The following is a 21,646-nucleotide window of genomic DNA, read 5'->3' as shown; positions in this document are numbered from 1 at the left end:
GCGGACCCCCGTGCGCCCGGCGGGCGCACGGTGCCCTCACGGGACGGGTTCCACCGGAGCGACCCCTTGAAGCGTCCCACCGGTGGAAAGCCGGGCGGTGAGCCGCACGGAGCCCGCCGCCGGGTCGCGCACCGCGAGGGTCCGCGCCCCCGCGCTCGCCCGCACCCCGCCGCTCGTGCTGATCGAGGTGACCGCGCGGCTGCCCGCGGCCAGCAGGTACGAGTGGCCCGCGGGCGAGCGCCACCGCACCCCCGCCACCACGTTCTGGCCGAACCTGCTGCACGCGGAGGTGTTGCGCGCCTTCCCCGCGAACGTCCCGGGCGCCGTGTCCGACGAGGACGGCTGCTGCAACTGCACCATCACCCGGCCCGGGCCGCTCCAGGTGTCGGCGCGCGAGCACACCCAGGTGGCCCGGCCGCGGTGCTCCGGCATGTCCTGCTGCGCGAAGGCCCAGTTGTTGACCGCCTTCACGCCCGCGCCCCGCAGCTCCTGCAGGGTGCACGCCGTACGTGCCCAGCTGACGAGCGCGGGACCCGACGTGGCCTCGCGCGGCGAGCGCGCCGGTACGCCGGCGGCGGGCGGCGGCGTGTACGTCAGGTGGACGGGCGAGAGGTCGCCCAGGTCGGCGAGGAGGAACGCGTGCCGCTCCGCGATCCGCTGCGACGACCGCAGCTGGAGTACCGGCCACGCGCCGCAGGGGCCGCCGGGCGCCGGGCCCCGCACCGGATCCGTGAGCCCGTCCCCGCCGACCCGCACGGCCCGTGCGGGGGAGTCGGGACGCAACAGGTCCCTGCCAGTGGCCTCGGCCACCCAGGGCGCCAGCAGATAGCGCGCCGAGCCCGCCGTGCGGCTCACCGCGAGCGCCGCGGCCGTCGTCACGTCCCCGTCGTCCGCCCGCGCCACGTCGAGCGCCGCGGCGCCGCCGCCCGACACCGGCTCCGCATAGCGTGCCACCCGGGCGCCGTCGTACAGCAGCACGACCGCGGCCCGGTCCGCGTCGCCCGCGTACAGCAGCTGCGGCGAGCGGTCCGGCGGTGTGGCCGCCGTGCCGGGGGTCGCCGTCACCGCGACCCGCCCGGCAGGGCCGCTGCCCGCCCCGCCCCAGGCCGCGAGCGCACGGCCGATGAGCGCCGTGTCGTGGTCGCGCGCGCCGCGCGCCGGCCACACCGTGAAGTCCACCCGCGAGGCGTGCGACCAGGCGTCCCCCGGGGCCCGGACCACCTGCCGCGGGTCGAGCGAGGCGCCGCCCTCCGCGCTGCCCGCGGGACCTGCCGCGGGCGCGGGCGGATGCGTGCCGCGCGCGGGCAGGACCGCGGCGAGCACGACGCCGGCTGCCGCGCAGGCCACCGCGGCGCCCGCCAGCCGCCGGCGCCTGCCGCGGCGCAGCAGGTCCGTGGGCCGGGTCTGCACCGTGCACGGGTCGAACTCCCCGCTGCCGAGCAGGGTTTCGGCCCTGCCGTGCTGCTCGGCCGCCAGCCGCCCGGCCATCCGCACCGCCTCGTCAGGCGCCGCGGCGCCCGCCGCGGCGAGCAGCGCGGACACAGCGGCGGGCGGCAGGCCTTCGAGCACCCGCAGCGCGAGCGCGGCGCGCGCCGCTGCGCCGACCCCCGACAGGGCGCGGTCGAGGCCCAGTTCGTCCCCGCCGCCGGCGCGCGGGAACAGCCGGATGCCCGCGACGAACGGCAGCAGGCCCGCCCGCGCGCGCAGCCGAGGGCTCCGCTCCGCCGCCAGCGCGGCGGCGAGCACCTGTCCCCGCACCCAGGCATACGCCTCGTCCCTGCCGCACCCCCGGCCGCCGCGGCCGCGGGGCAGCGCCCGCTGCACCACGCGGTGCGCGGCGAGCACCCTGCGGTGGCGGCCCAGCGCGGGCGGCAGGGCCAGATAGGCGAGGCGCACCAGCCGCGGATAGTGCTCCACGAGGACCGCCTCGGCCTCCTCGCGGCCGGGAGGTGCGCCCGGGAGAGCCGGTTCGCTGTGCCGTGCCGGCATGGGGCCCGCCTTCCGCACGTGCTCGTGCTGTCGCCTTCGGTGTCACTCGGAAGGTGCAACGAAGCACCCGCGCGAAGGTCGCACCGGGCGGGAAGGAGACGTCAGTTCGGCCGTACCCGCAGGAGGTGGTCGACCTCCCGGCCGAACATCAGCCTGCCCGCGTCCGCCGTCACCCCGTCGAACAGCCGCGGCAGCCCCGCGACCCGCAGGTCCTCGATCCAGGCCACCCGCGCGCCGCCGTCCGCAGGCCCCACCCGGATCTCGGCCCAGCCGCGGACGACCCGGCCGCGTTTCTCCAGGCGGCAGCGGCCCGCCCCGCCGTCCGCGGGCGGCTCCCACACCACGATCTCCATCGGGTCGTCGAACCCGGCGGGCCCGAGCGCTGTACGGGCCGAGACGACCGTGCCCGCCTGGGTCGGGCCCGGTGTCCGCACCGCCATCGACGTCAGCGGCACCCGGCGGGCGTGCGCCTGCCAGTCGGTCATCCGCCGCCACGCCTCGTCGACGGCGAGCGGCACCGTGCGCACCACGCGGAAGGCCGTCATCCCTCCGGCCCCTCGCCGGCCACCACCAGGCCGAGCCGCTCCCCGATCTCGTCCCGCGCGGGCCCCGAAAGACCGGCGTCCGTCACCAGCGTGTCGACCTGGTCGAGCGCCGCGAACGAACTCAGGCCCACCGTGCCCCACTTGGTGTGGTCCGCGACCACCACCACCCGCCTCGCCGCCTGGACGAAGTGCCGGTTGGTCTCCGCCTCCGCGAGGTTGGGCGTCGAAAGGCCCGCCTCCACCGAGATGCCGTGCACCCCGAGGAACAGCACGTCGAAGTGGAGCGAGCGGATCGCCTGGTCGGCCACCGGGCCCACCAGCGAGTCGGACGGGGTGCGCACACCGCCCGTCAGCACCACCGTCGCGGCGCCCGCCCGGGTGCCGCCGAGCGGCCCCGCGGCGGCGCGTGCCGCGTGGAACACGTCCGCGACCCGCACCGAGTTGGTCACCACCGTCAGATCGGGGACGTCCACCAGATGCTGCGCGAGCGCGTACGTCGTGGTGCCGCCCGACAGCGCGATCGCGCTGCCCGCGACCACGAACTCGGCGGCTGCGCGGGCGATGTCCTCCTTGGCGGACAGTTCGAGCACGGACTTGGCCTCGAACCCCGGTTCGTGGGAGCTCGCGTCGGCGACCGGCACCGCGCCGCCGTGGACCTTCGCGACCACGCCCTGCCGCGCGAGGATGTCGAGATCGCGCCGGACCGTCATGTCCGAGACGCGCAGTGTGCGCGTGAGTTCGTTGACCCGGACCCCGCCACGCCTGCGTACCTCGTCCAGAATCAGCGCGCGCCGCTGTTCGGCGAGCAGGTTCCGGCTGTCGCCCACCGCCCGACCCCGTCCTTCCGCTTCCGCTGCGTTGCCCCGCCCGGCCCGCTGGCCCCGGGCGGCACCGGTTCCCCACATCCTCGCACGTGCCGGGCGGTGTGGAACGGCGGGAGCCGGGAAGCATTGCGCGCGGGCGGGGGATTTTCCGTGGACACGGGCCGCTCCGGGACGCCGCTGCGCGATGCTGGGCGCGCCGCGCCGCGTGCCCACCCGCACCGCCGCGGGACCGCCAAGCCACCCGACCGCCCGGTCCACGCCGTCGAGAGCGAGCAGCCACCGTGACCCCACCCCCGCCCCCGCCGTCCGACGCGTCAGTACCGCCCCCGCTGCCTGCGACCCGCCCCCCGCACGACCCGGAGGCCGCGCTCGAACTCCTCGTCCACGGCGTGGGCGGACACACCCCCCAGGAGATGCTGGACAGCGCCCGCACGGTGCGGGTCAGCGGCGACGAGACCGCCGCGCTCTACCGCCGCGTCGCCGACACCGACGCAGAGTCGCGCACCGCGCCGCCCGGCGGGCGGCGCGAGCCCGCCCAGGAGGCGTACTGCTGGTCCGGTCTCACCTCAGGCGGCGCCACCCGCGCCCTGTGGCTGCTCCTGCTGCCGTTCATGGTGGCCAACCTCGCCCACTGGATGCGCCCCGACACCAGCGGACTGCCGCGCGCACGGCGGCTGTACGGCGCGCTCGTCCGGCTCGTCGCCCTCAGCCTGACCGTGCTGTTCGCGGCCTCCGCCTGCGAGGTGGCGCTCGACCTGACGGCCTGGCAGTGCGCGGGCTCGGCCGCCTGCGCCGCCCACAGGTCGTGGCTCGCGTTCCTCTCGCCCGCACACCACGGCTGGTGGTCCCAGCCGGGCCGCAGGCTCGCGCTCGCCGCCGCCGTGCCCACCGCCCTCGTCGCCCTGCTGTGGTACCTCTCCCGCCGCACCTGGGCGATGTACGAGAACCAGCGCACCCCCGAGGGCGCGGCGCAGGACGGCACGGGGGCCGTGCCGGGCACCGGGCCCGACGCGGCGCCGGGAAGCGCCGCGGACCGGCCCGCCCTCGCGCGGCCCGGCTTCTGGTACGGGCGCCGGGTCGTCGCCCGGCTGCGCGCCGCGCACACGGCCGCCGGGTTCCTCACCGTCGCAGCGGCCGTCGCCGACGCCGCCGTACGCCACGACGCCGCCGGCGGCGGCGCCCCTGCCCTCCTCGGCCGGCTCCTCCAGGCCGTGCTCGCCGCCTGCGCGCTCGCCGCCGTCCTGGTGGTGTGCCGCAGCGGACGCAGCGAGTCCGTCCGCGACCCGCGGGCGGACGGCAGGCTCACCACCGCGCTGCCGGCCGCGAGCCTCGCGCTGCTCGCCGCCGCTGTCCTCTACGCCGGCTGGTCCCGGCCAGGCTGGCGCTCCTCAGGCACCCTCACCGGCGACCCGGCCTTCCGCGCCGTCGCCCTCGCCCAGGCCCTGTTCGCCGTCGCGCTCGCGGTCACCGCGCTCGTCCTGTACCGCAGCACCCGCAGGCCAGGTACCGCGCTGCGCGGCCTCGGCGGGCCCGCGGTCGCCGTGCTCGCCTGCGGCACCGCGGGCGTGATGACGGGCGGCGTCGCCCAGCGCGTCGCCGACTGGCTCGACGGCGGCGCCACCCCCGGCATGGGCGAAGGCGTCGTGCCCGCCCCGCCGACCCTGCTGAGCTGGCAGGCGTCCGTGATCCCCGCCCTGCTCGTGCTGCTGCTCGTGCCCGCGGCCGTCCTCGCCGTGCGCACCGTGCGCGCGGCCCGCGCGGAGCGGGCCCGCGTGGAGGCCGACTACGGCGTCGGCCGCGGGCCAGCAGGGCCGCCCGTCGACGCCGTGCGCACCCGGCAGATCGCGGACCGCCGCGCCGTGGTGCGCCTCACCGACCAGGCACCCCGCCTCGTCGGCGTGCTCGCGGGCGCCGCGCTGCTGCTCGGCGCCGCAGCCGTGGCGCTGTCCTGGATCTCCGGCGAGGTGCCGGGGCGCGCGGCCGACGGCGCCGGGTCGTTCACCGAGGCCGTGGCGGACACCGCACAGGGCGTCGGCTCCTGGCTCGTCGGCTTCGGCTTCCTCGCCTTCGTCACCTTCGGCAGGCTCGCCTACAGCCGCCCCGGCATCCGCCAGACCATCGGCATCCTGTGGGATGTCGGCACCTTCTGGCCGCGCGCCGCGCACCCCTTCGCGCCGCCCTGCTACGCCGAGCGCGCCGTGCCCGACCTGACCTGGCGCATCCGCACCTGGACCCGGCAGACGGGCGGCAGGCTGGTGCTGTCCGCGCACTCCCAGGGCACGGTGCTCGCCGCGGCCGCTGTCTGGCAGCTGGACGCCGAGGCCCGCGGCAGGACCGCGCTCCTCACCTACGGCTCCCCGCTGAAGCGCCTGTACGGCCGGTGGTTCCCCGCCTACTTCGGCGGCCCCCAACTCAACGCCCTGCACCGGGAGATGCGCCCCTGGCGCAATCTGTTCCGGGGCACAGACCCGATCGGCGGGCCGGTCGGCGCCACGGACGGCGGCGCACTGCCCGAGGTCGACAGGGGGCCGCTGAGGGACCCGCTCGCCTACGGCAGGAGCGCCGGGCACCCGCTGCCCGAGGCCGTCAGCGGACACGGCGGCTACCAGAGCGACCCCGCGTTCGCGGTGGAGCGCGCCGCGCTGTTCGCCGCCCTGCTGCCGGGCCTGCCCGGCCAGCAGCAGCGCGCGCCCGCCGAGGGGAGCGGCGAGCGGGCGGGCGAGCCGGGGGCAGGGCGCTCTCAGGGCAGTTCTGGCAGGTCGTCCGCGTAGAGGAGGGTGAGGTCGTCCGTGCTGGTCTCGGCCAGCTGGGCGACCCGGCCCGCGTGCCGCTCCACCATGGACTCGAACGTCTGGCGCGCCGTACGGCCGTTGCCGAAGGCCGGGCCCTTCGGCAGCACGGTGAAGTACTTCAGCAGCGCCTCGGACGCGCCGTCGCCGAGCCGGTACTCGTGCTCGTCCGCCTGCTGCTCCACGATCCGCAGCAGCTGCTCGGGCGCGTAGTCGCCGAAGGTGATGGTGCGGGAGAAACGCGACGCCACACCGGGGTTGACCGAGAGGAAGCGCTCCATCTCCGCGGTGTATCCGGCGACGATGACCACCACCGCGTCCCGGTGGTCCTCCATCAGCTTGACCAGCGTGTCGATGGCCTCCTTGCCGAAGTCGCGGCCCGAGTCCTCGGGCGAGAGCGCGTACGCCTCGTCGATGAACAGCACGCCGCCCCTGGCCCGCTCGAAGGCCTCCTGCGTACGGATCGCCGTAGAGCCGATGTGCTCGCCGACCAGGTCGACGCGGGAGACCTCCACCAGGTGGCCGCGCTCCAGCACGCCGAGCGACGCCAGGATCTCGCCGTACAGCCGGGCCACCGTCGTCTTGCCCGTGCCGGGGGAGCCGGTGAAGACCAGGTGGCGGCGGACGGAGGCGGCCTTGAGCCCCGCCTCCCTGCGCCGTCTGCCGATCTCGATCATGTCGATGAGCGCCCGCACCTCGCGCTTGACGCTGTCGAGGCCCACCAGGGCGTCCAGCTCGGCCAGCACGTCCTGCGAGGGCCGCGCCGGCTCGTCGGCTGCCGCGGGGGCCGCGGCCGGGGCAGCCGAAGGCGCTGCGGCCACCGCCGGTACCTGCGCGGGCACCGTCGTCCCCAGCAGGCCCGCGGCGGCGCCGCGCGGCTCCGGGCCCGCCGAGAGCATGCCGCTCTCGTCGCTCGTGCAGTCCTCCACGACCGGCCCTTCGTCCGTGAACTCGTACCCGCCGCGCGCGCACCGCTCGGTGCGGCAGCGGCCGAGCGTCGTACGGCAGCCGTCCATGATGTGGAAGCCGTACCCGCCGCTGCCGCTCACCCGGCAGCCGCGGAACGTGCCGCGGCCCTCGGCCGACACGTAGAACCCCGCCTCGGACGGCGAGGTGATGACGCAGCGCTCGATCGTCGGATCGGCGCCCTTCGTGACGATCACGCCCGTCTGCACCGCGTCCACCGTGCAGGACGCGAGGGTGCCGCCGCTGCCGTGGTCGCGGAACCAGGCGCCCGTCGAGGCGTGGCTGATCCGGCAGTCGTCGAGCTGCACGGTCGCGCCGTCGCTCACGGAGACGGCGGTGTTGCGCACCTGCGACAGGTCGCTGTCGACGACGTCCACCCGCGAACCGCGGTCGAGGACGAACAGCGCGTCGGGCACGTCGTGCACCCGGCACGCGTCGAGCACGGCCGTCGCGCCGTCGCTCACCCAGACCGCCGGGTAGTCGCCCGTGGACTCGTGTATCTCGCACTGGTTGGCGTCGACCCGGGTGCCCGGGTCCCACACGGACAGGCCGTTGCGCCCGAAGCGGCGCACCGTCGAGCGGGTCAGCGTGAGGACGGACCGCGACCTGAGGTCGACCGCGTTCTCCGGCACGTCGTGGATGTCGCAGTCGGAGAGCGTGAGTACGGCGTCCGTGTCGAGCGTGACGCCGTCCGACGTCGTACGGTGGACGGAGGAGTCGGTGAAGTGGGCCGCGCCCCGCGCGGAGACCTGCACGCCCGCGCCCTTGATCTCGTACACCTCGCAGCCCACCGCTTCGAGGCCCGTGGTGTCGCCGGTGACGCTGATCCCGGCACCCGACGCGTGGTGCACGCGGCAGCGTTCGAGGCGCGGATGCGCGCCCCCGCTGACCGCGATGCCCGCCCGGCCCGCCGCCAGGACCTCGCACTCCTCGTACACTCCGCCCGCACCGTCGAGCACCGCGAGCCCCACGCCCGCCGGGTTGTCGACGGTGGTGCGCCGCACGGTGGGCCTGGCCGCGCCGCGCACCTCTATCCCGGTGGCCGACCGGGTCACGACCCGCAGGCCGAGCAGCTCGGGTGTGCCGTCCTCCACCAGCAGCGCGGGCGCCGCCGAGTCCTGGCCCTCCACATGGAGGTCCTGCACCGTGGCCGAGGCCCGCACCGTCAGCGGCACACCGTCGTACGGGGCGATCCGCACGGAGCCCGCCGCGCCCTCGGGGCCGCGCAGCGTGACGGCCCGGCCGACGACGAGGTTCTCGCGATAGGTGCCCGGAGCGACCGTCAGGACGTCGCCGTCGGCCGCCGCCTCGAGGGCCGCGGCGAGAGAGGCGTACTCACCCGTGCGGCGCCGCCACCGCGAAGTACCCGAGTGCGTCACCTGGACCGTGCCCTGTGCCATGGCGCTGTGCTGCCCCCACCTCGTGCGACTGCGGTGCTCCCGGCCGCGAAGACGACCGGTCGCGCACCACCGTAGCGCGCGCGGGGCAGGTGAGTTGACGTCCTGGGCGGTGGCCGGCGCACCCGGCGGGCGCGCGGGGGGCCCGCGGCCACGCGGGGCGCGGCACACGCCCCCGGACCGGTGCCGCGAAGGCGCGGCCCCGCCGGGTCGGGCGCCGCGCGGCACCGCCGTGCGGGATCAGCCGTCGCCCGGCCCGAAGCCGTACCCGGCCCGGCGGTGGCCCGCGCGGTCGCTCAACTGCCGGTGCCCGTACGACCCCAGTCGGGTCCTACCTGCGCCCACTGCCGGTCGAGGCGCTTGTACCGCTGGCGCACGAGGCGCCATACGGCGAGCCGCCACGCGCCGAGCAGCAGGGCCGCGGCGAGCAGCGTCGCCGTGATGCCGGAGAACACGGCGTGGAAGTGCGCGACGTCGCCGCTGATCGGCGGCGGTACCTGCCTGCCGCGCGTGTCCGTCCAGATGCTGAAGGTGTCGCCCGCCTTGAGGTGGGCGCGCGGCGCCGTCACCGTGCCGACGTGCTTGACGTCCCCCGACGTGGTCCACCGGGCGATCACCCGGGTGTCCGCGTTCTGCGCGGCCGCCGACTCCGGGTCGAAGAACCCGACCTGCCCGCGCTGCCGTGCGTCGGCCACCAGCACGGCGCGCGACTCCTGCCGGTCGTGCTGCTGCGCCGCCACGGTGCGCTGGAGCGAGGATTCGAGTGCGGCGCCGCTCAGCCAGCCCGCCGCCGGCGCCCCGAGCACCAGCAGCGCGGCGACCAGGACCGCGAGCCATGCCTCCACCAGGTCGGTCGTCCGGCGCAGGGGGTTGTGCCGCCACCGCCAGATGCCCAGTACCACTCTCACCGTCCCGCACCCCCTTCCGTCGGAAGCAACGCACCTGCCGGAGGCTCGGGTTCCCGCGGTGGTGGGCCTCACACAGGCGGCTCACAAAGAAACAGGGCGGCTTCGTGCGAAGCCGCCCTGCCGAGGCGTACGGGACCTCCCATGGGTCCGGTGCGTGCCCGTCTGCTACGGGTCAGTACCCCCTGCCCTGGTACGGCCTGTTGTACGGGTCGTCGTAGGGCGCCTGGGCCGCCGGAGCGGGCGCCGGGCGCATCGGCGCCGCGGGGCGCATCGCGTCGTAGCCGGCGGGCGCGGGGCGCTGCGGCATCGGGCGCTGCGGCTGCTGCTGGTAGCCGGGCTGCTGGCCGGGGTAGCCGCCGCGCGGCTGCTGTGCCTGCTGCGGGATGTACGGCGCGGGCGCCTGCTGCAGCGGTACGGGCTGCTGCATCGGCTGCGGGTAGCCGTACTGCTGCTGCGCCGGGCCCGAGGGGGCCGGGGGCAGGGCGGGAAGCGAGGACGGCAGGGCCGGCAGGTAGCCCGAACCCGTGTCGTACGCCGAGGGCACTCGGATCGGAGCGATCTGAGGCGTGCCCCGTTCCGCGACGAGCGAGTCGTAGATCGGGGTGTCCGGAAACGACGGCGCGGTGTAGTAACCGCCGCCGTAGGAGCGGGGGGAGGTCATGGCACAGAGATTAAGCCCACCATGTGTCCCATGGGGAGCCCGGTTGGACGGTTCTTTGGGCGCTTTCGCGTGACGCCGGACCGCCAATGCGAGCGAACTTGTCAAAATCGGTCGCCCGGGCTCGTTTGAATCCTGTAAAGGCCGTGTGAGCCCCGGGTTACCGCCGGGTCGCGGCGCCTCCTCATGCGGTGGCGCGATTACGTTGGGAAGATGGAAACAACGGCACGGAGGCGGCGCGACGGGGGAGATCATGTCCATGCTTAAAGGGGCCAATGTGCGGGTGCCCGGGCACGCCGTACGCATTGAATTGGGCTGGAGTTCGCATCCCGGTGCGCCGGACGTCGACGCTTCCGCGCTGCTGCTCACCGGGGGCCGGGTCAGGTCGGACGCCGACTTCGTCTTCTACAACCAGCCGTCGGACTCCGCGGGCGCCGTCCGCCACGAGGGCAAACACGCCGCAGGCGGCACCGTGACCGACACCCTCGCCGTGGACCTCGCGGCCGTCGAGCCGGAGATCGAGCGCGTTGTGCTCGCCGCCTCGGCGGACGGCGGCACGTTCGGCCGGGTGCCGGGGCTCTTCGTACGGGTCGCGGACGCGGCCACCGGCGAGGAGATCGCGCGCTACGACAGCGCGGACGCCACGGTCGAGACGGCGTACGTGCTCGGCGAGCTGTACCGGCGCGACGGCGGCTGGAAGTTCCGCGCGGTCGGGCAGGGCTACAGCACCGGACTCGCGGGCCTGGCAACGGACTTCGGCATCACGGTCGACGAGCCGGGCACGGCGGGCGCGGGCGCCGCGCCCGCGGCGGCGGCACCTGGCGCACCGTCAGCCCCGGCGGGCCCACCCGCCCCGCAGGCACCACCGGCGCCTCCGGCACCTGCCACACCGGACACGCCGTCGTCCCCGCCCGCCGCACCCGTCCCGCAGGCCGCCGAAGGCGCCCCGGCCCCACCGCCCCCGTCGGCGCCCGTGCGCCTCTCGAAAGTCACCCTGACCAAGGAGGCCCCCTCTGTCTCGCTGGCGAAGCAGGGCGGCGGCTCGGGCGCGCTGCGCGTCAACCTCAACTGGCAGGTGCGCACCCCGCAGCAGAAGCAGCAGCCCGCCAAGGGCTGGGGAGCGCGCCTCGGGCGCGCCCTCGCGGGCGCGGGGCCCCGCCTCGACCTCGACCTGTGCGCACTCTACGAACTCGCCGACGGGCGCAAGGGCGTCGTACAGGCGCTCGGCGGCGCCTTCGGGTCCACCGCACGACCCCCGTACATCCACCTCGACGGCGACGACCGCACGGGAGCCGTGGCGAGCGGCGAGAACCTCACCGTCAACCTCGACCACACCCGCGACTTCCGCCGTATCCTGATCTTCGTCACCATCTACGAGGGCGCCAACAGCTTCGCCGACCTCGCGGCCACCGTGACGCTCCAGCCGCAGCACGGCGCCGCGGTCGACTTCGACCTCGGCGAGTGCACCGTGCCCTCCCGGGTGTGCGCCCTCGCGCTCCTCACCCGCACCGGCTCCGACCTGGTGGTGCAGCGCGAGGCGCGGTTCCTCGTGCCCGAGCGCGGCGTCAGCCCGCAGCGCACGGTCGACCGGGCCTACGGTTGGGGCATGGACTGGACACCGGGCCGCAAGTAGCCCGCGGCGCAAGCCCGTTGGGGGCGGTGGCTCAGGACTCCCGCGCCGCCTCGGCCTCCGGCCGGGCGTACGTGCGGCCCTTCCAGGCCGCGCCGCGGCCCCGGTAGTGCTGCACGGCCGAGTCCACCGTCATCAGCAGGTACAGCAGCGCCGTGAACGGCAGCAGCGGCGCCGTCCACCACGGCTCGCGGTAGTAGCGCAGCATCGGCAGGTACGAGCCGGTCATCAGCGCCCACGCCGCGAGCCCCGCCCAGCCCGGCCACGCCCCCGCCCCCGCGAGCCCCGCGAACGCCATGGCGGGCGGCACCAGGTAGATCAGCGCGAGCCCCGCCACCGTGCCGAGCAGCACCAGCGGATTGTGCCGCAGCTGCGCGTACGCGCTGCGCGACACCATCTTCCACAGGTCCGCGAGGCGCGGGTACGGCCTGACGCTGTCCACCCGGTCCGCGAGGCCGAGCCAGATCCGCCCGCCGCTGCGCTGCACGGCACGCGCGAGCGACACGTCGTCGATCACCGCCTGCCGGATCGACTCGGGCACCCGCGCGCGCTCCGCCGCCTCCGTGCGCAGCAGCACGCAGCCGCCGGCCGCCGCAGCGGTGCGCCGCCGCGCGCTGTTCACCCAGCGGAACGGGTACAGCTGCGAGAAGAAGTACACGAACGCGGGCACCACCAGCCGCTCCCACGGGCTCGCCACCCGCAGCCGCGCCATCTGCGACACCATGTCGAAGCCGCCGCCGCGCGCCGACTCCACCAGCCTGCGCAGGCTGTCCGGCTCGTGTGCGATGTCCGCGTCCGTCAGCAGCAGGTACTCGGGGTCCTTCGCCCGCGCCAGCGCGATGCCGTGCCGCACCGCCCACAGCTTGCCCGTCCAGCCGCGCTCGGGCTCGCCGGGCGACGACACCGTCAGCGGCAGCCCGCCCTCGCTGCGCGAGAGCGCACGCGCCAGGTCGCCCGTGCCGTCGCTGCTGCCGTCGTCGACGAGGAACACCTCGGCCGTGCCCGGATACGCCTGGGCGAGGAGCGACGGCAGGCTCAGCGGCAGCACGTCCGCCTCGTCGCGCGCGGGCACGACGATCGCGACCGAGGGCCACCGCTCCTGCGCCGGCACGCCCTGCGCGCGTCGCGGCAGGCGCTGGTCCGTACGCCAGAAGAAGCCCTGCCCCACCAACAGCCAGCACCAGACGGCCAGCGACACCACGGAGATCCACTCGACAACGCTCACCCGCCGAAGTCTGCCCCAACGCGGCCGCACCGGCATGGTCGGCTAGGGTGGCGCCGTGAAGATCGCGCTCATGGACTCCGGCATCGGGCTGCTCGCCGCGGCCGCCGAGGTGCGCAGGATGCGGCCGGACGCCGAGCTCGTCCTCTCCACCGACCCCGAGGGGATGCCCTGGGGTCCGCGCACTCCCGAGGATCTCGCGGGACGGGCGCTCGCCGTGGCCCGCGCGGCCGCTGCCCTGCGGCCCGACGCCCTGATCGTCGCCTGCAACACCGCGACCGTGCACGCGCTGCCCGCCCTGCGCACCGCCTTCGAACCCGGCCTGCCGGTCGTCGGCACCGTCCCCGCGGTCAAGCCCGCGGCCGCGGGCGGCGGCCCGGTCGCCGTGTGGGCCACCCCTGCCACCACCGGCAGCCCCTACCAGCGCCATCTGATCGACGCGTTCGGCGCGGGCGCCGACGTCACCGAGGTGCCGTGCCCCGGGCTCGCCGACGCGGTCGAGCACGCCGACGACGACGCCATCGACAGGGCCGTCGCGGCTGCCGCCGCGCGCACCCCCCGCGACGTGCGCGCCCTCGTGCTCGGCTGCACCCACTACGAGCTGGTGCGCGACCGCATCGCCGCCGCCGTCGCACCCGGCGCCGTGCTGTACGGCTCCGCCACCGCGGTCGCGACGCAGGCGCTGCGCCGCGCGGGTGGCAGGCCCGCGCCCGACGCGGCCCCCGCCGGGCCGCCCGCCGTCCTCGCGAGCGGCCGCGAGGGGGAGCTGCCGCAGGCGGCGCTGCGCTATCCCGAGGGGCGGCTGCTCGCCGTGGTGGGCCAGCCAGGCTGACGCGCACCGCCCGGCACGTCCCCGTACGCCGTACGGGAACCACAGGACCCCGCGGCCGGTGTGTCGGCAATCCCTCACAGGGGGCCCGCCCGCGCGGAACGTGGGTACGCTGCATGCCATGACGGAGTACTCACGGCACGAAGGCACCCGTGCCCACGCCGCGACGACCCTGTCCGAGATGTGGTCGGGCCGGGCGACCAACAGGGCGCAGTGGCTGCTCGCCGCGGTGGGCGCCGCGTGCATCGCGCTCGGCGTCGAGCTGGTGGTCGACGCGAACTGGACCTCGGGGGCGGCGGCCCTCGTCATGTCGGTCGTCGGCTGCTTCGCCGCGGGCCTGCTGATGCTGTTCGGCACGCTGGCCTTCGTGCACGTGGGCGTGCGCATCGACGAGGAGTGTCTTGAGGTGCGCTGCGGCCACATGGGCGTGCCGCGCCGCCGCATCCCGCTCACCCAGGTCGTCGACGCGGACTTCGCACCCCGCGTCACACCCCACCAGTGGGGCGGCTGGGGCTACCGCTGGCGCCCGGAGAAGGGCACCGCTGTCGTGGTGCGCCGCGGCGAGGGGCTCGTCCTGCGGATGAGCGACGGCCGCGACTTCACCGTCACCGTGGACGACGCCCAGGCGGCCGTGCGCATCCTCCGCGCCCGCTGCCGCGCCGACCGCGCCGCCTAGCCGTCCCCCGCCGCGCCCGCTGCCGCGCCGATCGCGCCGCCCAGCGCGACCCGCCCGCCCACCACGGCGCCACTCCCGCGTCCGGCCGTCACCCGTCCGGCCGCACCGCCCCACCCGTACGGCGCACGACCTGCCGGCCTCGCGCCCGGCATCGGAGGCGCGCACGCCGCGAGGCGCGGTGGCGCGTGTGGGCGCCGCGTCGCTTCGTGCGGCGGTCGCCGCCACCGCGTCGGGCGCACAAGGGGGCGCCGTACACTCCGGGGGGTGAGCGCCCCTGTGACCTCGGTCGAGACCCCGCAGCCCGAGCCGGCACCGGCCCCCGCCTCCGCGCGGCGGACCTGGCCCGCCCGGCTCGCCAGACCGGCCGCGGCGGTCGCCGGGGGGCTGCTGCTCTACGCGAGCTTCCCGCCGCGTCCCCTGTGGTACCTCGCGCTGCCCGGCCTCGCCCTGTACGGGTGGAGCCTGCACGGCCGCAGGCTCAGGGCCGGGTTCGGCCTCGGCGTGCTGGGCGGGCTCGCCTTCCTGCTGCCGCTGCTGGTGTGGACGAGCGTCGAGGTCGGCTCCTTCCCGTGGCTCGCGCTCTCCGCCGCCGAGGCGCTCTTTCTCGGCCTCGTCGGCCTCGGCGTCGCCGCGGTCAGCCGGCTCCCGGTGTGGCCGCTGTGGGCGGCCGGCCTGTGGATCGCGGGCGAGGCGGCACGCTCCCGCTTCCCGTTCGGCGGCTTCTCCTGGGGCAAGGTCGCCTTCGGCCAGGCGGACGGCGTGTTCCTGCCGCTCGCCGCCGTCGGCGGCACGCCCCTGCTCGGCTTCGCCGTCGTCCTGTGCGGCTTCGGGCTCGCCGAGGCCGCGCGCCGCGCCGCCGCGTACCGCAGGACCCGTACGCTCCCGCGCGGCGCCGCGACCGCCGCCGCGGTCACCGTGCTCGCGCCCGTCGCCGGCGCGTTCGCCGCGCTGCCCCTCGTCTCGAACGCCCCCGAGGCCGGCACCGCGACCGTCGCGGCCATCCAGGGCAACGTGCCCCGCATGGGCCTCGACTTCAACGCGCAGCGCGCCGCCGTCCTCGACAACCACGCACGGCAGACGCTGAAACTCGCCGCCGAGGTCAAGGCGGGCAAGCGCCCGCAGCCCGACTTCGTGCTCTGGCCGGAGAACTCCTCCGACATCGACCCGCTCCACGACGAGAGCGCCCGGCTCACCATCGACGCGGCCGTCAAGGCGATCGGCGTGCCCACCGAGATCGGCACCCTTGTGCAGAACCCCGGGCCCGGCGGCAAGCTCTACAACACGCTCATCGACTGGAGTCCCACGAGCGGCCCCGGCGTGACCTACGAGAAGCGGCACATCCAGCCGTTCGGCGAGTACATCCCCCTGCGCTCGCTCGCCGAGAAGTTCAGCAAGGACGTGAACCTCGTCGGCGAGGACTTCAGCCCCGGGCACAAGGTCGGCGTCTTCACCATGGCGGGCACCAGGGTCGGCTTCGCGACCTGTTACGAGGCGGCGTTCGACAACGACGTGCGCGACCCGGTCGAGGCGGGCGCCGAACTGCTCGCCGTCCCCAGCAACAACGCCACCTTCGACCGCAGCGAGATGACCTACCAGCAGCTCGCCATGGACCAGGTGCGCGCCGTGGAGCACAGCCGCTCCGTCGTCGTCCCCACCACCAGCGGCGTCAGCGCGATCATCCGGCCGGACGGCACGATCGTCCAGCGCAGCGGCATGTTCACCCCCGCGATCCTGGAGGACGAGGTCCCGCTGCGGACCTCGCTCACCCCCGCGACCCGGCTGGGCACGGCCCCTGAGTGGCTGCTCGTCGCCGTCGGCGCCGCGGGCGCCGCCCGGGCGGCCGTCCGCGCGGCACGCGCCCGGCGCGGCGCCCCCGCCCCGCACCCCGGCCCCCGCCCGTAGGGTCGGGCAGCATGGGAACACCTGACTTCATCAAGGACGTCCGTGCCGACGCGGGCCACCAGCTGCTCCTGCTGCCAGGGGTCACCGCCGTCGTGCTCGACGACGACGGCCGGGTCCTGCTCGGACGGCGTGCGGACAACGGCGAGTGGGCGCTCATCGCGGGCATCCCGGAACCCGGCGAGCAGCCCGCTGCCGCCGCCGTGCGCGAGGTGTACGAGGAGACCGGCGTGCACAGCGAGGCGGTGCGCGTCGTGGCGGTGCACGCGATGCGCAGGCCCGTCACCTACCCCAACGGCGACATCTGCCAGTTCATGGACATCACCTTCCTGTGCCGCGCGACCGGCGGCGAGGCGCACGTCCACGACGAGGAGTCCCTGGAGGTCGGCTGGTTCCCGGTCGACGGGCTGCCGCCGCTGCGCGACTTCGCGCTGTTCCGGCTCAAGCAGGCGCTCACGGACGGGCCCACCTGGTTCGACCCGGCCGCCGCCTGACGGGGACCCGGGCGCACCCCGGGCCTACGCTGGGCGGATGACGCCAGACGACTCCGCAAGGACCGCCCCGTACGCCGCGCCCCCGCCGGCCGGGGACCCGGATCTGCGCGGCCGCACCGCGCTGGTCACCGGCGCGGCGAGCGGCATCGGACGCGCCTGCGCGCTGCGGCTCGCCGCGGCGGGCGCCACCGTGCGGGCGCTCGACCGGGACGCCGGGAAACTCGACGCCCTCGCCGCAGGGCAGCCGCGGGCGCCCGGCGGCGAGGGCGGGCTGCGCACCGAGGTCCTCGACCTCACCGACCTCGAAGCGGCCGAGCGCGCGGCGGCGGGCGCCGACATCCTCGTCAACAACGCGGGCCTCCAACTGGTCAGGCCCATCGAGGAGTTCCCCGGCGACGTCTTCCACACCGTGCTCACGGTGATGCTGGAGGCGCCCTTCAGGCTCATCAAGGGCGCCCTGCCGCACATGTACGCCTCCGGGTGGGGCCGGATCGTCAACATCTCGTCCGTGCACGGGCTGCGCGCCTCGCCGTACAAGGCGGCCTACGTCGCGGCCAAGCACGGCCTCGAAGGGCTGTCGAAGACCGCCGCGCTCGAAGGCGCCCCGCACGGCGTCACCTCCAACTGCGTCAACCCCGCCTATGTGCGCACCCCGCTGGTCGAGCGGCAGATCGCCGACCAGGCGGCCGCGCACGGCATCCCGCCGGAGCGCGTCGTGTCCGAGATCATGCTCGCGGACAGCGCGCTCAAGCGGCTGCTTGAGCCGGCGGAGGTCGCCGAGGCCGTGGCGTACCTCTGCTCGCCGCAGGCGTCGTTCGTCACCGGCACCTCGCTTGCGCTCGACGGCGGCTGGACCGCGCACTGAGCACCCCCGCGCCCCGGCCGCCGGCTCACCGGCCGAGCGGCGCGAGGCCGGCGAACGCGCCGTCGTGGTGCACGAGCGCGGGGCCGCTGTGGTGCCCGCCGCCCGACTCGACCTCGCCCACCACCAGCAGGTGGTCGCCGACCGCCTGACGCAGCGTCACCCGCGCCGACAGCCAGGCCGGTACGCCGTCGAGCAGCGGCAGCCCGCCCTCGTCCGCCGTCCAGGAGACGCCGTCGAAGCGGTCGACCCCGCTGCGGGCGAAGCGGGAGGCGAGCGCCGTGTCGGCCGCGCCGAGCACATGCACGGCGAACCGGTCGGCGGCGCGCACCGCGTCGAGCGTCGACGCCGTGAGGCCGAGGCAGAACGACACCAGCGCCGGGTCGAGCGAGACCGAGGTGAACGACGTCGCGGTGAAGCCCGCGGGCCCCGGCACCGTGATCACCGTGACGCCTGACGCGTGCCGCCGCAGCGTGCGGCGCAGCACCGCGGCAGGCAGCTCCCCGCCGTGGCCCTCGGCGGACGCGCGCCGCGCCCGCTGGTGCGGGGCGGGGGAGTGCTGGGTGGAGACGGTCATGCCGCTACTTCCCTTCGAGGAGTACGGAGCGTGCGGACGGGCGCGGCGGTCATGTGCCGGTGAGGGTGAGCAGCGGCCGCCCCGTGCCGTCCGCGCGCAGCCGTTCGAGCCACACCACGACCGTCGCCGCGGTGGTGCGGTGCGTGATGTCGTTGAGCGCGTCGTGCACACCGCCGTGCACCACGCCGAGCGTGGCCCGCGACAGGCGCGCCGCCCGCAGCTCGGCCTCTGCGAGCGGGGTGACCGGGTCGGCGTCCCCGTGCAGCAGCAGGACCGGCACACCGGGGGCGGCCTCGGCGCGCAGCGCGTCGGGCACCGGTTCTGCGAGGCCGCCGCGGACGAACGCCCCGTCGTCCGCGAGCCGCGCGCGGTGCGTGGGGCAGGCGGTACGGGCCGCCAACTCCACGTCCCAGTCCGCCTCCCGGCTGTCCTGCGCGGCCCCGCCCGTGGGCGCGGCGCCCGCCGCCACCACCCCGTCGACCCGCAGCGCCGGGTCCGCGGCCCCGGCGGCGTGCAGCGCCTGCAGCGCGCCCGTGTCGGAGCCCACCAGGACGACCGGGGCCGCCGGTTCCGGCCCGGCCGCGGCGCGCGCTGCCGCGCGCACCCGCGCGGGCCCGTCCCCGGGGCGCACCGCCACCGCGTGCACCACATAGCCGTCGAACGCCAGGCGCCTGCCGAACCGCTCGTAGACCAGGGGGTGTTCGCCGCGGCCCGGCAGGACGAGCAGGGTCCCGCGCGGCGCGATGCCGACCGGCGGGTGCCAGGTCGCCGTCGCGGGCGGGGAGACCGCGGTCACCTGGCGCTCCCCGCGGTCGCCGCGCGGTGCGCCAGCTCCTGGCGCACCAGCGGCAGCAGGTGGCGGCCGTAGTCGATGGCGTCGTCCAGCGGGTCGTAGCCGCGGATCAGCAGCGTCGTCGCGCCGATGTCGACATAGTCGAGCAGTGCGCGCGCCACCGTCTCCGGAGTGCCCACCAGGGCCGTCGTGTTGCCGCCTGCTCCGGTCGCGGCGGCCGTCGGGGTCCACAGCGCCCGGTCGTGCAGATCGGCCTTGGCCGCGGCCGCGAGCAGCCGCCGCGAGCCGGTGTTCTGCGGCTCGCCCAGCTGCGGGCCGCGCCGTGCCTGGTCGAAGAAGGCGCGCCCCGTACCGGACTTGATGGTGGCGAGGATGCGGTGGGCCCGCTCCCACGCCAACTCCTCTGTGGGCCCGAGGATCGGCCGGAACGACACGCTGATGCCGGGCGGCTCGGCCCGGCCTGCCGCGGCGGCCGCGGCGCGCACCGAGGCGATCTGCTCGGCCGTCTCGGCCAGCGGCTCGCCCCACAGCGCGAAGGTGTCGGCGTGCCGTGCGCCGACCCGGTAGGCGGCCTCGGAGGAGCCGCCGAAGTAGAGCGGGATGCCGCTCTCGCGGACCGGAGGCACGCCGCCCGCGTAGTCCTCGAAGCGGTAGTGGCGGCCCTCGTGGCTGAACGGCTCGCGCGACGACCAGGCGCGCCGCAGGATCGACAGGTACTCGTCGGTGCGGTCGTAGCGCTCGTCCTTCGGCAGGTAGTCGCCGTCCCTGCGCTGCTCGGTGTCGTTGCCGCCCGTGATGGTGTGCACGGCTACCCGGCCGCCGGTGAACTGGTCGAGTGTGGTGAACGTGCGGGCCGCGAGCGTCGGCGCGATGAACCCCGGCCGGTGGGCGACGAGCAGCCCGATGCGCTCGGTGTGCGCGGCGACGTACCCGGCGACCTGCACGCCGTCGGGCCTGCCCGAGCTGTAGCCGATGAGAATGCGGTCGAATCCGGCGTCCTCGTGGGCGCGGGCGAAGCGCGCCGTGTACGCGCGGTCGACGGCGGGCCCGCTCGGGGTGTGGATCTCGGAGGCGTGCTGGGTGCCGATCATGCCGATGAACTCGACGGTGCCCGGCGCGGCGGGCCGCGCGCTCTGCTCGGCGGGGGTGGCGGGGGCGGTGGTCATGGAGCATCTCCCTTTCAGCGGCCGGGGGTCTTGGGCGTCACGGTGGTACGGGTCGGGGCGGTGGGCGGGGGCGGCGCCGCGGCGTCGAGCACAGCGGTGCCGAGCGCGAGGAGCACGGAGTCGTCCTGCGGAGTGTGGACGCGGGAGCACAGCACGTCGCGGTAGTGGCGCTGCAGCGGCCGGGTCCTGGTCAGGCCGTGGTTGCCGGTGAGCGAAACGGCCGTCTCCACGGCGCCGATCGCCGCGCGCGTCGCCAGCACCTTGACGGCGCCCGCGCGCTCCGCCGCGCCGGGCTCGCCCGCGTCGACCCGGGCGGCGAAGGTGTCCACGAGGGTGTCGGCGCCCAGCAGCGACGCCTCGATCTCGCCGACGGCTGCGCGGAACCTGGGCAGGGTGGCGAGCGGCGCGCCGAGCGCGGTCGGCACGCGTTCGTGCAGGAAACCGGTGAGCCAGTCGAGTGCGGCGCGGGCGATCCCGAGGTACAGCGCGGGCAGTCCGAGAGCGTTCCACGCGCCGGTCACCGGGTCGGCCCTGGCGCCCGGCGTGTCCCCCGCGGCCGCGAGCCCCACGACGTCGCCGAGCGGGACGCGTACGGAGTCCAGCACCACGTCGTCGCTGCGGCTGGCCCGCAGGCCCACGTGGTCCCAGGTCGGCTCGACGGTCAGCCCGGGGCTGCCCGCGCGCACGACGAACGCGCCCACCCGCACCGGGTCCTCGTCGGTGCGGGCGAACACCAGCAGGTGGCTGAGGCCGACCGCGCCGGTGGAGTAGATCTTCCGCCCGGTCAGCAGCCAACTCCCGCCGTCCCGGCGCGCGGTGGTCGCGGGCAGGCCGCCGCGGACCGGGCTGCCGAGCTCGGGCTCCACCCGCAGCGCGTTGACCAGGGCAGGCCCCTCGGCCGACGCCGCGAGCAGCTCGGCGTAGGCGGCCTCGGGCCAGGCGGGCGTGCGCGCCTGCGCGGCGTGGACGAACAGTGTCATCGCCGTCACGAGCGCGACGGCCGGGTCGCCCGCGCCCAGCGCGCGCAGGATGCGCACGGTGTCCGCGAGCCCGGCGCCAGGACCGCCGTGGCGCGGCGCCACGGTGGCCGTCAACAGCCCTGCCTCGTGGACGTGTTGAAACCCCTCGTAAGGGAACGTCGCGTCGCGGTCGTGCTCGGCGGCCCGCTCGGCGAGCACTGCGGTGACAGCGGGCAGCCGCGCCAGATCGAGGGGCGGCGGCGCGCCCGCGGTGCCGGTAAGGGTAGGGATCATGACTCCTCGCTCGGTGTGGGGCGGGCCGCACGTCCTGCGCTTGCCTGCGCGGGACGGCCGCGGACGCGGCGTGCGGGACACGGCACAGGCCCGCCGGGGCGCCGCGCGTGCGGAGGACGATCGCGGGCACGGCGTCCACGGCAGCGGGTTGGCCCGTGCGCGGTGTCGC

18 protein-coding genes are annotated in these 21,646 nt (G+C 76.2%); 7 read left to right on the top strand and 11 right to left on the bottom strand.

The annotated features are described in order from the left end of the window. Nucleotides 1-36 precede the first annotated feature (36 nt). The 3 genes from AB0910_RS16755 to AB0910_RS16745 form a co-directional block, all read right to left on the bottom strand. Nucleotides 37-1,989 carry a hypothetical protein gene (locus AB0910_RS16755; RefSeq protein WP_366745340.1) on the bottom strand — a complete coding sequence of 651 codons (1,953 nt, stop codon included), beginning with the start codon at nucleotides 1,987-1,989 and terminating at the stop codon, nucleotides 37-39. Nucleotides 1,990-2,090: 101 nt separating this feature from the next. Then, entirely contained in the window at nucleotides 2,091-2,534 is a 444-nt protein-coding gene (locus AB0910_RS16750; RefSeq protein ID WP_366745339.1) for an SRPBCC family protein, read from the bottom strand. Further along, entirely contained in the window at nucleotides 2,531-3,361 is an 831-nt protein-coding gene (locus AB0910_RS16745) for a DeoR/GlpR family DNA-binding transcription regulator (protein ID WP_366745338.1), read from the bottom strand. Before AB0910_RS16745 ends, AB0910_RS16750 begins: the two co-directional genes overlap by 4 nt. Nucleotides 3,362-3,687: 326 nt before the next feature. On the opposite strand from AB0910_RS16745, the gene AB0910_RS16740 reads away from it, so the two are divergent. Then, nucleotides 3,688-6,129: a hypothetical protein gene (locus AB0910_RS16740; RefSeq protein ID WP_366745351.1), complete on the top strand. Its 2,442-nt coding sequence runs from the start codon at nucleotides 3,688-3,690 to the stop codon at nucleotides 6,127-6,129. Here the strand turns inward: AB0910_RS16740 and AB0910_RS16735 are convergent. From AB0910_RS16735 to AB0910_RS16725, 3 genes are all read right to left on the bottom strand, one after another. After that, nucleotides 6,099-8,513, bottom strand: a complete 2,415-nt coding sequence (locus tag AB0910_RS16735; protein ID WP_366745337.1) for a right-handed parallel beta-helix repeat-containing protein — start codon at nucleotides 8,511-8,513, stop codon at nucleotides 6,099-6,101. The two genes, AB0910_RS16740 and AB0910_RS16735, sit on opposite strands and share 31 nt — an antisense overlap. 293 nt (nucleotides 8,514-8,806) lie before the next feature. Further along, nucleotides 8,807-9,418, bottom strand: coding sequence for a hypothetical protein (locus AB0910_RS16730; RefSeq protein ID WP_366745336.1), 612 nt, complete (start codon nucleotides 9,416-9,418; stop codon nucleotides 8,807-8,809). A gap of 172 nt (nucleotides 9,419-9,590) precedes the next feature. Next, nucleotides 9,591-10,079: a DUF6643 family protein gene (locus AB0910_RS16725; RefSeq protein WP_366745335.1), complete on the bottom strand. Its 489-nt coding sequence runs from the start codon at nucleotides 10,077-10,079 to the stop codon at nucleotides 9,591-9,593. 250 nt (nucleotides 10,080-10,329) lie between these two features. On the opposite strand from AB0910_RS16725, the gene AB0910_RS16720 reads away from it, so the two are divergent. After that, the gene (locus AB0910_RS16720; RefSeq protein WP_366745334.1) at nucleotides 10,330-11,709 is read left to right on the top strand and encodes a TerD family protein; all 1,380 of its coding nucleotides are present in this window, start codon (nucleotides 10,330-10,332) and stop codon (nucleotides 11,707-11,709) included. A gap of 31 nt (nucleotides 11,710-11,740) precedes the next feature. Here the strand turns inward: AB0910_RS16720 and AB0910_RS16715 are convergent, their stop codons facing one another. Then, complete coding sequence (locus AB0910_RS16715) at nucleotides 11,741-12,967, bottom strand: glycosyltransferase (protein WP_366745333.1); 1,227 nt, start codon at nucleotides 12,965-12,967, stop codon at nucleotides 11,741-11,743. Between the two features lie 19 nt (nucleotides 12,968-12,986). Between AB0910_RS16715 and AB0910_RS16710 the strand changes: the two genes are divergently transcribed. The 5 genes from AB0910_RS16710 to AB0910_RS16690 all read left to right on the top strand — a co-directional run bounded on the left by AB0910_RS16710 (nucleotide 12,987) and on the right by AB0910_RS16690 (nucleotide 17,691). Beyond that, complete coding sequence (locus AB0910_RS16710) at nucleotides 12,987-13,760, top strand: aspartate/glutamate racemase family protein (protein WP_366745332.1); 774 nt, start codon at nucleotides 12,987-12,989, stop codon at nucleotides 13,758-13,760. 118 nt (nucleotides 13,761-13,878) lie between these two features. After that, nucleotides 13,879-14,433: a hypothetical protein gene (locus AB0910_RS16705; RefSeq protein WP_366745331.1), complete on the top strand. Its 555-nt coding sequence runs from the start codon at nucleotides 13,879-13,881 to the stop codon at nucleotides 14,431-14,433. A gap of 264 nt (nucleotides 14,434-14,697) precedes the next feature. Continuing rightward, nucleotides 14,698-16,335 (top strand): apolipoprotein N-acyltransferase, encoded by a 1,638-nt coding sequence (gene lnt / locus AB0910_RS16700; protein ID WP_366745330.1) that lies wholly within the window; start codon nucleotides 14,698-14,700, stop codon nucleotides 16,333-16,335. Between the two features lie 11 nt (nucleotides 16,336-16,346). Next, nucleotides 16,347-16,826: an NUDIX domain-containing protein gene (locus AB0910_RS16695; protein WP_366745329.1), complete on the top strand. Its 480-nt coding sequence runs from the start codon at nucleotides 16,347-16,349 to the stop codon at nucleotides 16,824-16,826. 37 nt (nucleotides 16,827-16,863) lie between these two features. Further along, nucleotides 16,864-17,691 carry a 3-hydroxybutyrate dehydrogenase gene (locus tag AB0910_RS16690; protein WP_366745328.1) on the top strand — a complete coding sequence of 276 codons (828 nt, stop codon included), beginning with the start codon at nucleotides 16,864-16,866 and terminating at the stop codon, nucleotides 17,689-17,691. A 25-nt stretch (nucleotides 17,692-17,716) separates the two neighbouring features. On the opposite strand, the gene AB0910_RS16685 is transcribed toward AB0910_RS16690, so the two are convergent. Genes AB0910_RS16685 through AB0910_RS16670 form a run of 4 tightly spaced genes read right to left on the bottom strand, consistent with a single transcriptional unit; the run spans nucleotide 17,717 to nucleotide 21,477 of the window. Next, nucleotides 17,717-18,265 carry a flavin reductase family protein gene (locus AB0910_RS16685; RefSeq protein WP_366745327.1) on the bottom strand — a complete coding sequence of 183 codons (549 nt, stop codon included), beginning with the start codon at nucleotides 18,263-18,265 and terminating at the stop codon, nucleotides 17,717-17,719. Nucleotides 18,266-18,314: 49 nt separating this feature from the next. Beyond that, a complete protein-coding gene (locus tag AB0910_RS16680) occupies nucleotides 18,315-19,061 on the bottom strand; it encodes an alpha/beta hydrolase (protein WP_366745326.1) in 747 nt (248 codons plus the stop codon). Further along, nucleotides 19,058-20,224, bottom strand: a complete 1,167-nt coding sequence (locus AB0910_RS16675; RefSeq protein WP_366745325.1) for an LLM class flavin-dependent oxidoreductase — start codon at nucleotides 20,222-20,224, stop codon at nucleotides 19,058-19,060. Before AB0910_RS16675 ends, AB0910_RS16680 begins: the two co-directional genes overlap by 4 nt. A 14-nt stretch (nucleotides 20,225-20,238) precedes the next feature. Continuing rightward, nucleotides 20,239-21,477, bottom strand: coding sequence for an acyl-CoA dehydrogenase family protein (locus AB0910_RS16670; RefSeq protein WP_366745324.1), 1,239 nt, complete (start codon nucleotides 21,475-21,477; stop codon nucleotides 20,239-20,241). Nucleotides 21,478-21,646: the final 169 nt, after the last annotated feature.

Origin of the sequence: Streptomyces sp. NPDC047002 (genome assembly GCF_040704505.1) — a bacterium.
In the GTDB taxonomy this organism is placed as follows: Bacteria; Actinomycetota; Actinomycetes; order Streptomycetales; family Streptomycetaceae; genus Streptomyces.
This window is presented reverse-complemented; position numbering and strand designations above follow the sequence as displayed.

Bases quoted from the DNA above. Each gene is read 5' to 3' on its own strand.
- AB0910_RS16705 (WP_366745331.1), top strand. From the start codon at position 13,879: ATGACGGAGTACTCACGGCACGAAGGCACCCGTGCCCACGCCGCGACG.
- AB0910_RS16690 (WP_366745328.1), top strand. From the start codon at position 16,864: ATGACGCCAGACGACTCCGCAAGGACCGCCCCGTACGCCGCGCCCCCG.
- AB0910_RS16670 (WP_366745324.1), bottom strand. From the start codon at position 21,477: ATGATCCCTACCCTTACCGGCACCGCGGGCGCGCCGCCGCCCCTCGAT.
- AB0910_RS16720 (WP_366745334.1), top strand. From the start codon at position 10,330: ATGTCCATGCTTAAAGGGGCCAATGTGCGGGTGCCCGGGCACGCCGTA.
- AB0910_RS16685 (WP_366745327.1), bottom strand. From the start codon at position 18,265: ATGACCGTCTCCACCCAGCACTCCCCCGCCCCGCACCAGCGGGCGCGG.
- AB0910_RS16675 (WP_366745325.1), bottom strand. From the start codon at position 20,224: ATGACCACCGCCCCCGCCACCCCCGCCGAGCAGAGCGCGCGGCCCGCC.
- AB0910_RS16725 (WP_366745335.1), bottom strand. From the start codon at position 10,079: ATGACCTCCCCCCGCTCCTACGGCGGCGGTTACTACACCGCGCCGTCG.
- AB0910_RS16750 (WP_366745339.1), bottom strand. From the start codon at position 2,534: ATGACGGCCTTCCGCGTGGTGCGCACGGTGCCGCTCGCCGTCGACGAG.
- AB0910_RS16695 (WP_366745329.1), top strand. From the start codon at position 16,347: ATGGGAACACCTGACTTCATCAAGGACGTCCGTGCCGACGCGGGCCAC.
- AB0910_RS16735 (WP_366745337.1), bottom strand. From the start codon at position 8,513: ATGGCACAGGGCACGGTCCAGGTGACGCACTCGGGTACTTCGCGGTGG.
- AB0910_RS16755 (WP_366745340.1), bottom strand. From the start codon at position 1,989: ATGCCGGCACGGCACAGCGAACCGGCTCTCCCGGGCGCACCTCCCGGC.
- AB0910_RS16715 (WP_366745333.1), bottom strand. From the start codon at position 12,967: ATGCCGGTGCGGCCGCGTTGGGGCAGACTTCGGCGGGTGAGCGTTGTC.